Annotated in this window: 8 protein-coding genes; 7 read left to right on the top strand and 1 reads right to left on the bottom strand. The window is 58.4% G+C overall.

All coding sequences use genetic code 11. From position 1 onward, the window contains the following. From lipA to Q7T06_RS08560, 4 genes are all read left to right on the top strand, one after another. Positions 1-837: lipoyl synthase (gene lipA / locus Q7T06_RS08575; RefSeq protein ID WP_304783472.1), on the top strand; the 837-nt coding region annotated here is incomplete at its 5' end. A gap of 97 nt (positions 838-934) precedes the next feature. Further along, a complete protein-coding gene (locus Q7T06_RS08570) occupies positions 935-1,174 on the top strand; it encodes a hypothetical protein (protein ID WP_304783468.1) in 240 nt (79 codons plus the stop codon). 13 nt (positions 1,175-1,187) lie between these two features. Further along, positions 1,188-1,970 (top strand): hypothetical protein, encoded by a 783-nt coding sequence (locus Q7T06_RS08565; RefSeq protein ID WP_304783466.1) that lies wholly within the window; start codon positions 1,188-1,190, stop codon positions 1,968-1,970. Between the two features lie 54 nt (positions 1,971-2,024). Beyond that, entirely contained in the window at positions 2,025-3,320 is a 1,296-nt protein-coding gene (locus tag Q7T06_RS08560; RefSeq protein WP_304783463.1) for an MFS transporter, read from the top strand. 14 nt (positions 3,321-3,334) lie between these two features. On the opposite strand, the gene Q7T06_RS08555 is transcribed toward Q7T06_RS08560, so the two are convergent. Then, positions 3,335-5,191, bottom strand: a complete 1,857-nt coding sequence (locus Q7T06_RS08555; RefSeq protein ID WP_304783460.1) for an ABC transporter ATP-binding protein — start codon at positions 5,189-5,191, stop codon at positions 3,335-3,337. A 190-nt stretch (positions 5,192-5,381) separates the two neighbouring features. On the opposite strand from Q7T06_RS08555, the gene Q7T06_RS08550 reads away from it, so the two are divergent. From Q7T06_RS08550 to Q7T06_RS08540, 3 genes are all read left to right on the top strand, one after another. Further along, entirely contained in the window at positions 5,382-5,828 is a 447-nt protein-coding gene (locus Q7T06_RS08550) for a CopD family protein (RefSeq protein ID WP_304783457.1), read from the top strand. 342 nt (positions 5,829-6,170) lie between these two features. Then, a complete protein-coding gene (gene ybaL, locus Q7T06_RS08545) occupies positions 6,171-7,847 on the top strand; it encodes a YbaL family putative K(+) efflux transporter (protein WP_304783454.1) in 1,677 nt (558 codons plus the stop codon). A 174-nt stretch (positions 7,848-8,021) separates the two neighbouring features. Further along, a partial coding sequence (locus tag Q7T06_RS08540; RefSeq protein ID WP_304783451.1) for a DUF748 domain-containing protein occupies positions 8,022-10,977 on the top strand: 2,956 nt, incomplete at its 3' end.

The raw sequence follows: 10,977 nt of genomic DNA, 5'->3' as shown, positions 1-10,977 counted from the left end.
ACCCGCTTTTATGAAATCAAGGACATCCTGCGCGCCAACAATCTGGTGACAGTATGCGAAGAAGCCAGCTGCCCGAACATCGGCGAATGCTTCGGCAAAGGCACCGCAACCTTCATGATCATGGGCGACAAGTGTACGCGCCGCTGCCCGTTCTGCGATGTAGGCCACGGCCGCCCCGATCCGCTGGATCTGAATGAGCCCGAGAACCTGGCAAAAACCATCGCAGCATTACGCTTGAGTTATGTCGTCATTACCTCGGTCGATCGCGACGATTTGCGCGATGGCGGCGCCGGCCATTTTGCCGAATGCATACGCCGCGTACGCGAACTGTCGCCGAACACGCGCATAGAAATCCTGGTGCCCGACTTCCGCGGCCGCATGGACCGCGCACTGGAAATCCTCAATCTGGCGCCACCCGATGTGATGAACCACAACCTGGAAACCGCACCGCGCCTGTACAAGGAAGCGCGCCCGGGTTCCGATTACGAATATTCGCTGAGCCTGCTCAAGCGCTTCAAGGCCCTGCATCCAAACACGCCGACCAAATCCGGCATCATGGTCGGCCTCGGCGAAACCGATGAAGAAGTATTGCAAGTCATGCGCGACATGCGCGCGCACGATGTCGACATGCTGACGATAGGCCAGTACCTGATGCCGAGCGGCGACCATCTGCCGGTGCGCCGCTATGTGCATCCGGATACCTTCAAGATGTATGAGGAAGAAGCCTACAAGATGGGCTTTGCGCATGCGGCAGTCGGCGCAATGGTGCGTTCCAGCTACCACGCAGATCAGCAGGCGCATGGCGTGACGACGGGTGCGGTTAAAAATCAGCCGTAAATGTGGCGCGCTTGATAGTGGATAGCGGCCTTACTCCGCCGCAGAGTAGCAAGGTCCATCCAACGATGTTGCTGCTTTGCCATACAGCTGGCAAAGGATGCAAAAATTCGGGTTTTCTGGCATAGTCATTCTCATTATGAAAGCACTTAAAAGCAAACAGGCAAAAGAGGTTCTTTCTGACCCGAAAGGGAAGGAGCTGTTACGCACCTATTTAGCCAGCAAAAGTGCCAGCGGAGCGATCTCTCGTTCCGCTTCAAATGAAAGATTTATCGAATACAGCGACAGGCAAGGGAAAACTGTACGCTTGCACGCGACCGTAGTACCCAAAGCTGCCTGATCTTCATTAGACGATGAATGTTGCTCTGCCAGCACTCGTCATATTCCTGCTATTACTTCCCGGATTTATCGTACGCTCGCGATTCAAACGCGCCGAGCTGATATCGCTAGACTATTCCCCCTTCGGCCAGGTAGTGACAGAAGCCGTTTTATGGGGCGGCGTGTGCCATGCCCTCTGGCTGTTTATTGCCAACCTGTGCTTCGATCAGACCTTGGATGTCGCCGTGCTGATCAAGCTGCTCTCGGCTGACTTGCCGGGGCAATCAAAAGCGGCAGACGCCGTTGCCGCGAGCAGCTTTTCGATTGCGATGTATTTCGGGACACTTTTTTTGGGTGCCTACGCGATTCCGACACTCACCAGGCGGTGGGTCACCAAACATCGTCTAGACCGGCATGATGCGAAGTTCAGTTCATTGTTCCGCTTTCATCAGGCTCCCTGGTATTACTTGCTGACAGGCGCTGATTTTGAAGAAAATGAAAAGCCTGATCTTATCGCCATATCTGCAGTCGTGAATATGGCCGGGGAGCCGGTGCTTTACAAAGGAATTCTTGATGAATTTTTTGTCGGTTCGGATGGCACCCTGGACCGTATTGTTTTGCAACAGGTGATGCGCCGCCCATTGGAAAAAGATAAATCGCCAAGCACTGAAGATGGCGACCTTTCCAGGTTTTATGTGGTTGACGGAGACTATTTCGTGCTGCGATATAGTGAAGCGATTACTCTGAATATCGAATACATCAAGCTTGTGTTTGACGAAGAATATGAGCCGCAGCCAGATTTGCCAGATTTACTTTAAGCAACTGACAAGCCGGTAGCACGAATAGAAATCAGGGATAAGGAAAAAATAATAATGAGTGAGCGTGATACGGGTAAGCAGAAGGTCAATTCACCGGGCACTGTCCTGTTCGCCAGCCTGATAGGCACCACGATCGAGTTCTTCGATTTTTACATTTACGCTACCGCTGCAGTGCTGGTCTTTCCGACGCTGTTCTTTCCATCGTCCAGCCCGACTGCGGCCATGCTGCAATCGCTGGCGACCTTCGCCATCGCATTTTTCGCGCGCCCGGTCGGCTCTGCCGTATTCGGCCATTACGGCGATCGCATAGGCCGCAAGGCGACGCTGGTTGCCGCGCTGTTGACGATGGGCTTGTCCACCGTTGCGATCGGCTTGCTGCCGACTTATGCCGCGATAGGCACGGTCGCGCCCTTGCTGCTGGCCTTGTGCCGCTTCGGCCAAGGCCTGGGGCTGGGTGGCGAATGGGGCGGCGCCGTGCTGCTGGCAACTGAAAATGCGCCGCCGGGCAAGATCGCCTGGTATGGCTGCTTCCCGCAACTGGGCGCACCGCTGGGCTTCTTCCTCTCCGGCGGCATCTTCCTGCTGCTGAGTGAAACGCTGACCAATGAACAATTCTTCAGCTACGGCTGGCGCATCCCCTTCCTCGCCAGCGCGGTACTGGTGCTGGTCGGCTTGTATGTGAGGCTCAAGATCACCGAGACGCCGGTGTTCCAAAAAGTCCTCGACCAGAACGAGCGCGTCAAGGTGCCGCTGGCCACCGTATTCAGCGCGCATGGCCGGACTCTGGTGCTGGGGACCATCATTGCGACCGCAACCTTTGTACTGTTTTACCTGATGACGGTGTTTGCCTTGAGCTGGGGCACCACTGCGCTGGGATATACGCGCAAGCAATTCCTCATCCTGCAATTGTTTGCCGTCTTGTTTTTCGCGCTGACGATACCGGTATCGGCATTGCTGGCAGATCGCTACGGCCGCCGCATCACGATGATAGTCGTGTCGATCGCGATCGCATTTTTCGGCCTGCTGGTGGCGCCGTTGTTTGTCGCCGGCAGCATGGTGGCAGTGACGATCTTCCTGTCAGTGGGCCTGGCCCTGATGGGGATGACTTACGGGCCGCTGGGCACGATGCTGTCGGAATTATTTCCGACTGAAATCCGCTACACCGGCGTGTCGCTGACCTTCAATCTGGGCGGCATAGTCGGCGCCTCGCTGGCGCCGTATATTGCCACCTGGCTGGCGACCAATTACGGGTTGCACTACGTAGGATTTTATCTTTCCGGCGCCGCCTTGCTGACGCTGGTGGCGCTACTGCTGGTAGGCAAACCTGCGCCAGCCGCCAGCCATCCTTAAACCGGCTAAAAAATTCATCCGTTGACGGCATCCTGTACGCCGTCAACTTCATCGCCGAGAAAACCGCCGCTCTGGTGCGCCCACAGGCGCGCATACAGCCCGCCCTGTTGCAGCAGGTCGCGATGACTGCCTTCTTCGACGATGCGTCCCTGGTCCAGCACAATCAGGCGATCCATCGCCGCGTTGGTGGACAGGCGATGCGCAATCGCAACCACGGTCTTGCCTTCCATCAGCTGATACAAACTGGTCTGAATCGCTGCTTCCGCTTCTGAATCCAGCGCGCTGGTTGCTTCATCGAGCAGCAGGATGGGTGCATCCTTCAGCATCACGCGCGCGATGGCGATGCGCTGGCGCTGGCCGCCGGAAAGTTTTACCCCGCGCTCGCCTACATGCGCATCGTAGCCGGTGCGGCCCTTCGCATCGCTCAGGGTCAGGATGAATTCATGCGCTTCGGCGCGTTTGGCGGCTGCGACCATCTCGGCATCGGTGGCGTCCGGCCGGCCATACAGGATGTTGTCGCGCACCGAACGATGCAGCAGCGAAGTGTCTTGCGTGACCATGCCGACTTGCGCGCGCAGGCTGTTTTGCGTGACATGTGCGACATCCTGGCCATCGATCAGTATGCGGCCCTGCTCCAGATCGTAAAAGCGCAGCAGCAGATTGACGATGGTGGATTTGCCGGCGCCGGAGCGACCGACCAGGCCGACTTTTTCACCCGGGCGTATCGTCAGATTGAAGCCATCGATCACGCTGCGCGTGCCGCCATAGGCAAAGCCTACTTCTTCAAAATGCAGCTCGCCGCGCGTGACCTGCAGCGGCACTGCAGCGGCCGCATCTGTCACTGCATGCGCACGCGACAGGGTGTTGATGCCGTCCTGCACGGTGCCGACCTGCTCGAACAGCGTGGCCATTTCCCACATGACCCAGTGCGAAATGCCGTTCAGCCGCAGCGCCATTGCGGTCGCCGCCGCCACCGCGCCTATGCCGAGCTGGCCCTGCGTCCACAGCCATAGCGCAACGCCAGTCGTGCTGAGGATCAGCGACATGCTCAGGGTGTGATTGACGATCTCGAAGCCGCTGACCAGGCGCATCTGGCCATTGACCGCCAGCTGGAATTCCTGCATTGCATTGCGCGCATAACCGGCTTCACGGCCGGCGTGCGAGAACAGTTTGACGGTGCCTATATTGGTATAGGCATCGGTGATGCGGCCGGTCATCAATGAGCGCGCATCGGCTTGCGTGCGCGAGACGCGACTCAGGCGCGGCACGAAATAACGCAGGGCGACTGCATACAGCGCGGCCCAGCTCAGGAAAGGCAGCAGCATCCAGGTATTGAAGGTACCAACCACGCTGACCAGCGTGACAAAGTAAATGATCACGAACACCAGGATATCGCCGGTGATCATGCAGACATCGCGCACGGCCAGCGCAGTCTGCATGACCTTGGCCGCCACCCTGCCGGCAAATTCATCCTGATAAAAACCCATGCTCTGGTTGAGCATCAGGCGATGGAAATTCCAGCGCAACTGCATCGGGAAATTGCCGGCCAGCGTTTGATGCTTGACGAAAGTCTGCAACGCCACCAGCACCGTGCTGCCTATCACGACTGCGGCCAGCAACAACAGGCTGTTGCCTTCCTGCTGCCACAACATGGCGGGCTGCACCTTGCTGAGCCAGTCGACGATCTCGCCCATCATCGCAAACAGCATCGCCTCGAACGCACCTATCGTTGCCGTGAGCAGCGTCATCGCCGCAATATACGGGCGCGCACCGCTGGTGCAGGCCCATACAAAAGCAATGAAGTCGCTCGGCGGCGGCGCAGGCACTTCATCCTTGTACGGGTGCAGCAAATTTTCAAACCAGCCCAGCATGCAATTCTCCAGATAAATCACTGCGCGAACATCATCGTCAGGAACAACAATGTCTATTCGTCATGCCCACATATTTTCTCAAGCACGCATGATACGAGCCCTCGCCGCATTCATGCTGCAATTTTCTTTGTAATCCGCAAACCTTCAGCTACCCTATGGCTCTCGACACCATTTTGACAAAGAACAAACCATGATCATTGCGAAATTCTTACACATACTCGGCTTCACGGTCTGGGTCGGCGGCATGTTCTTCGCCCACAACGCCTTGCGTCCCGTCGCCGCAGTCACGCTGGAGCCGCCGCAACGCCTGACCCTGCTGGCCGGCGTATTCACCAAGTTTTTCACCTGGGTATGGATTTCGATTGCACTGGTCTTCGGCAGCGGGATGGTGATGATGGCGCTGGTCGGCAAACCGCCGGTGTCCGTCACCCTGATGTTCGTACTCGGCGTGATCATGATGCTGATTTTTGCGCATATATTCTTTGCCCCATACCGCCGCCTCAAGCGCGCAGTCGCAGCGCAGGACTGGCCAGCCGGCGCTGCCGCAATGGCGACGATACGCAAGCTGGTCGGCATCAACCTGGCATTGGGACTGGCAACGATAACCGTGGCAACGCTGGGACCGCTGCTGCGTTAAACTGCGATCTGGTCTGTGCATGAGCTGCCCCGAACCCAGGGCAGCTCATGGTTCCCGCATTGTTCCCTTATAATATTCATCAGCATCAAACAGAATCAAACAGCAGCAACATGCTGCACTAATCATTGCGTCAGCCCGCCTGATGCAAACCCGTCAAATTCCCCGCCTGCGCGAGGACGAAGTTTTCCTGATTTTCGTATGACTGGCAAAGCAGTCATCATTTTTTAGCAGATCGCCTGCGACAGCGGATAGGCAATACGGGATAGTCCGGCCCTGGCTGCCATCGCCCTGCATCGTTGCACCTGTCGCGCGCCATCAATACAGAAAGGATATCCACCGCCCATGCCTCACGACACTCCTCTCATCGCAACCGTAGTCGGCGGCCTGGTACTGGCATTCATTTTCGGCGCCCTGGCCAACCGCCTGCGCATGCCGCCGCTGGTCGGCTACCTGCTTGCCGGCGTGGCAGTCGGCCCATTCACACCGGGCTTCGTCGCCGATGCACATCTGGCGCAGGAGCTGGCTGAAATCGGCGTGATCCTGCTGATGTTTGGCGTCGGCCTGCATTTTTCGCTGAAGGATCTGCTGTCGGTCAAGGCCATCGCGATTCCCGGTGCCGTCGTGCAAATCACGCTGGCGACCTTGCTCGGGATGGGCCTGGCGTGGGCGATGGGCTGGCCGGTCGGCGAAGGATTTATTTTCGGACTTGCACTGTCGGTCGCCAGTACCGTGGTGTTACTGACTGCATTGCAGGAGCGCCGGCTGGTAGAGACGCGACGCGGACAGATCGCGGTAGGCTGGCTGATCGTCGAGGATATTGCGATGGTGCTGGCGCTGGTGTTGATCCCGGCCTTGAGCGGCATACTCGGCGGAAAAGGTGAGGCGATCTCGAACCAGGCCCTGCTCGTCACGCTCGCCATTACGCTGGGCAAGGTCATCGCATTCGTTGCGGTCATGCTGATCTTCGGCCGGCGCCTGATCCCGTGGATACTGGAACGCATCGCCGCGACCGGCAATCGCGAACTGTTCCGCCTCGGCGTGCTCGCGATTGCGCTCGGCTTTGCGCTGGGTTCGGCTTATGTCTTCGGCGTGTCGTTTGCGCTCGGCGCATTTTTCGCCGGCATGATACTCAGCGAATCCAAATTGAGCCATCGTGCAGCGGAAGAGTCGCTGCCTTTGCGCGATGCCTTTGCCGTGCTGTTCTTCGTCTCGGTCGGCATGCTGTTCGATCCGTCCATCATCATTCGCGAACCGTGGCTGGTGCTGGCGACCGTATTCATTATCGTGGTCGGCAAATCGCTGGCGGCACTGGGCATCGTGCTGGCGTTCCGCCACCCGCTCAGCACGGCACTGACGATTTCCGCCAGCCTGGCACAGATAGGCGAATTCTCTTTCATCCTGGCGACGCTGGGCATGTCGCTCGGCTTGCTGTCGCCAACCGGACGCGATCTGATACTGGCCGGCGCGATTATCTCCATCCTGCTCAATCCGATGCTGTTTGTCGGGCTGGACCGACTCAAGCCCTGGCTCAAACAACGCGAAACTCCGGCGTCCCGCGAAAAAGAACCCGAGCCGGCGATGTGGGCGCCGCTGCAAGACCATACGGTGCTGGTCGGCTTCGGCCGCGTCGGCCACATGGTCGCGGCTTCGCTCACGCAGCAGCACCAGCCCTTCATCGTCATTGAAGACCAGATCGACGTGGTCACAGCCTTGCGTCTGGACGGCATCCCCGCCCTGTACGGTAACGCCGCTGCGCCCGGCATGATGGAAGCAGCAGATATCGCCAGCGCACGCTGGCTGCTGGTGGCGATTCCGCATGTGCTGGAGGCAGGGCAAATCATCGAACATGCGCGCAAGCTCAATCCGCAGATTGAAGTCGTGGCGCGTGCGCACTCGGATGCCGAGCTGGTGTATTTTGAAGAGCATGGTGCGACCCACACCATCATGGGCGAACATGAAATCGCCAAAGGCATGGCGAACTGGGTGCTGATCTCTTCCAAAGAGGCGTCCACCCACTAAGACGCCGCCTCGGCATCTTCCCCATGAACCGGCATCTGCCCCGCGCAGATGCCGGTTTTTTCATGTGTAACACCGGCCCACCCTTACTGGCCAGCCAGGCTTAAACAGCCCTATCGTTGTTCAATCCGGCTGGTAGAATTCAATCATCCTCACTCCCGGCCCATGCTGGATACCATGCACACTTCCCTCCGTCAGCTGCCGTCATCCCTACGCCACTTTTCCACCCGGCCTGCGGTCCGGCGCAGCGCCATCGGTATCGTCGCCTTTGTGGTTTTGCTCGGCCTGTTCGGCTACTTTGCGCTGCCGGGCATCATCAAGTCGCAGGCGGAAAAGCTGATTTCGGAAAAGCTGCAGCGCCAGACCACAATAGGCAAGGTGGAAGTCAGTCCCTACGCAATGCGCGTCACGATACGCGACCTGAAGATGATGGAGCCGGAAGGCAAGGCCGTCTTCGCCAGCTTCGATGCGCTGACGGTCAATGTCTCGTACAAATCGCTGCTGCGTTTCGCGCCCGTGGTGCAACAGCTGCAGCTCACCAAGCCTTATGTGCACCTGGTGCGCAAGGACGCCACGCACTACAACATCGACGACATCATCGTGCTGATTAACAGCCAGCCGCCGTCGCCCGAACCGGCGCGTTTTTCCGTCTTCAACATAGAAGTCGACAAAGGCCACATAGAACTGGATGACAGACCGGCGCAAACCATACACAAAGTGACCGATCTGAAACTGGGCGTGCCCTTCATCTCTTCGCTGGCATCGCAGATCGATATCTTTGTCGAGCCCTTGCTGAGCGCCAACGTCAACAACACTCCGCTGCTGATCAAGGGCAAGACGCTGCCATTTGCCAACCCGGTCCAGGCGGTGGTCGATTTGAATCTCGACAGCCTGGATCTCACTACCTATCTGAAATACCTGCCCGGCACGGCGCACTTCAAGGTGCCCAGCGCCAAACTGGACATGCGCCTGACGGCCAACTTCCAGCAACCCAAGGAGCAGGCGCCTACCCTGCTGTTGAGCGGCGAGGTCAAGCTGAAATCCGTGCAAGTCAACGATGCCGATGGCAAATCCATCCTGAAGCTGCCTGAGCTGGCGCTGACCTTGCGCGATGCCCAGCCACTGAGCAAGCGCATGGAAGTTGCGAAGCTCGCCATCAATGGCATGGCAGCCGATGTGACGCGCAATGCGCAAGGCCAGTTCAATTTTGAAAATTTGCTGACGCCACCCAAGCCGGCCCCATCGCAGGTAGCCGCAACACCGCCTGCTGTAGTTGCCACTGCAGTTGCAAATGCAGCTGCAACTACAGCGGCGGCAGCCGTCAAGCCGGCAGCCACTACGGGCAACGCAGCGACTGCATACAGCTTTGCGCTGGCTGAGCTGGACATCAACAACGCGGCGCTGCGCTATGCCGATGCGCAAGCCGCCAGGCCGGTGCAAGCCAGCATCGAAAAATTCGATCTGGCAGTGCGCAAGATAGAAATCGATACCGGCAAAAAAATCGTGACTGTCGATGAAGTCGCCTCGAAACAGGCCGGCTTCGCCATGCAGCAAGGCAAGCCGCGCACCGCAAGTGGCAAGGCAGGCAAGACGCCCGCCAGGGAAGATGCGGCAAAGGGCAAGGGCAAGACCAAGCCTGCATCAACTGAAAAAAATGACGCCTACATCGTCAACGTCAACAAAATCAGCATTGCGAACTGGGCCGCCAAACTGGAAGACCGCAGCCTGCCGCGTCCCGCCGTCACAGTGATAGAGCCGCTGAGCCTGTCGATGCAAAACCTGTCGACCAAACCGGCGTCGCGCGCACAGATGGACTTGAAGGCCCTGGTCAACAAGACCGGCCAGCTGGCGGTCAGTGGCGGCATAGGCATCGCGCCGCTGCATACCGACCTGGCGCTGGACCTCCAGAACGTGGACATCATGCAGTTGCAACCCTACTTCACCGATGAAGTAAACATACTGCTGACGCGCGCCAACCTGTCCGTCAAAGGCAAGCTGCAAGTCGACCAGGGCAAAGGCGATGCCTTGCTGGGCGGCTTCAAGGGCGACCTGACGTTAGGCGATCTGGCCACCGTGGACAAGATCAGCGCGAATGAATTCCTGCGCTGGAAGTCGCTGTACTTTGGCGGCGCCGATGTGCGCCTGGCGCCATTTTCGCTGAGCGTAGAGCAGATTGCGCTGAATGATTTCTTTGCGCGCGTCATCATCGATCCGACCGGCCGCATCAATCTGCAAGACGTGCGGCGCAGCGAAACCGGCGGCAAGCAAAAAAGCGTCACGACTGAAGATCATCCCGCCGTGCCGGCAACGCCGGCAGTAGCAGCAGTTGCCAGCAGCGCCACGATCCTTCCGCCGCCGGCCAAGCCGACCAGCGATATCCCGCCCATCAAGATCAGGAAACTGACGCTCAAGGGCGGCCAGGTCCGCTTTACCGACAACTTCATCAAGCCCAACTACACTGCCAACCTGATGAATTTCGGCGGCGTGGTATCCGGCCTGTCGTCGGATGCAAAAACCAGCGCCAATGTCGACTTGAAAGGCAAGGTCAACAGCGCGCCGCTCTCGATTGTCGGCCGCATCAATCCATTGAAGGGCGACCTGAGCATGGACATCAAGGCCGAGGTGCGCGGCATGGAGCTGGCGCCACTGTCGCCTTACTCGGGCCGCTATATCGGCTACGGCATAGAAAAGGGCAAGCTCTCATTCGACGTCGCCTACCAGGTTGAAAACCGCCTCCTGACTGCGCAAAACCGCCTGATCCTCGAACAGCTGACGCTGGGCGAAAAGATAGAAAGCCCGACGGCCACCACCTTGCCGGTAAGGTTCGCACTGGCCCTGCTGCGCGACCGCAACGGCGTCATTGACATCAACCTGCCTGTAGGCGGCTCGCTAGACGATCCGCAGTTTTCCGTCGGCGGCCTCATCATCAAGGTGATCGTCAACGTCATCACGAAAGCAGTGACCGCGCCATTCACGCTGCTCGGTTCGCTGTTCGGCGGCGGCGAGGAATTATCGATACTGGAATTCGATGCAGGCCGCGCCACGATCACCGAGGTAGGCGCAGGCAAGTTGAAGAGCATGGCCAAGATGCTGCTCGACCGCCCGGCGCTGAAACTGGACATCACCGGCCGCA

The organism is Herminiimonas sp. (assembly GCF_030645555.1).
Taxonomy (GTDB): domain Bacteria; phylum Pseudomonadota; class Gammaproteobacteria; order Burkholderiales; family Burkholderiaceae_D; genus Oxalicibacterium.
The sequence above is the reverse complement of the archived record's forward strand: the minus strand, read 5'-3'. Positions and strand labels throughout refer to the sequence as shown.

Excerpts from the sequence above, each read along its gene's own strand:
- Q7T06_RS08570 (WP_304783468.1), top strand. The coding sequence starts at position 935 with ATGCAAAAATTCGGGTTTTCTGGCATAGTCATTCTCATTATGAAAGCA.
- Q7T06_RS08565 (WP_304783466.1), top strand. The coding sequence starts at position 1,188 with ATGAATGTTGCTCTGCCAGCACTCGTCATATTCCTGCTATTACTTCCC.
- Q7T06_RS08560 (WP_304783463.1), top strand. The coding sequence starts at position 2,025 with ATGAGTGAGCGTGATACGGGTAAGCAGAAGGTCAATTCACCGGGCACT.
- Q7T06_RS08555 (WP_304783460.1), bottom strand. The coding sequence starts at position 5,191 with ATGCTGGGCTGGTTTGAAAATTTGCTGCACCCGTACAAGGATGAAGTG.
- Q7T06_RS08550 (WP_304783457.1), top strand. The coding sequence starts at position 5,382 with ATGATCATTGCGAAATTCTTACACATACTCGGCTTCACGGTCTGGGTC.
- ybaL (WP_304783454.1), top strand. The coding sequence starts at position 6,171 with ATGCCTCACGACACTCCTCTCATCGCAACCGTAGTCGGCGGCCTGGTA.